Below are 786 nucleotides of genomic sequence, written 5' to 3'. Positions count from 1 at the left end.
TCAGGATACTTCCGTGAACCCGCTGACCGAGATCCAAGCCAAGCTGGCCTTTACCTGTGTACATGAACAGATCCCTGTGCCGTCCGCCGAGACCGACGAGCTGTTCCAGTACGCGCGCTGGTTGCAAAAAAACAACCTATTGAAGCAGGACAAGGCGGTAGATTTAGAGATCTCGCGTTTGTATCGCATTGCCTCCGAAAACGGTCATTACAAGGCCAACATCAACCTGCAGAACGGCACCATGCGTGGTCACTTCATGCTCAGAGGCGAGGAGCACCTGCGCCTGAGCCAGCAACTGATCGACGCGAACGTAGCGACGGGGTACTACTTTATTGGTCTCTTCCTGAAAAGCGGCTCGGCTGGGCTGAAGCAGGATACAGCCATGTCGTTGCGTTACTTTCGCAAGGCGGCAGATCAGGGCAGTGCTCAAGCCCAGTACGATGTGGGGGACAAGCTGGCACCGAGCGACATTGCTCCGGACGTTGCCCGGCAGATGCGCCGCTGCGCTGCTGAACAGCGCCATGGTGAGGCTGCTCTTGCTTTGGGTATCAACCTTAAAAACAATGGCCAGCACCAAGAGGCGCTTGAGGCATTCCAATTGGGTGCGGCGGCAGGTGATGAAACCTCTGCCGGTTGGCTGGAAGAGGCCTTTCGTGGTCCTCCTCCTACCGATACGTTGTACTACCTCGCGCAACAGGAAGACCTTGAGCGAGCTGAACGTTATAAAACCATCTGGCGGATCCTCGCAAACTACTCCTACGCAGACCCCAAAGTCCCCGAAATCAA

1 protein-coding gene is annotated in these 786 nt (G+C 56.0%); it reads left to right on the top strand.

Annotated elements, in window-relative coordinates; genetic code table 11:
* A partial coding sequence (locus ACM6IP_RS23995; protein WP_414862408.1) for a tetratricopeptide repeat protein occupies window positions 1–786 on the top strand: 786 nt, incomplete at both ends.

Origin of the sequence: Pseudomonas sp. IT-P176 (assembly GCF_949767245.1) — a bacterium.
In the GTDB taxonomy this organism is placed as follows: domain Bacteria; phylum Pseudomonadota; class Gammaproteobacteria; order Pseudomonadales; family Pseudomonadaceae; genus Aquipseudomonas.
This window is presented reverse-complemented; position numbering and strand designations above follow the sequence as displayed.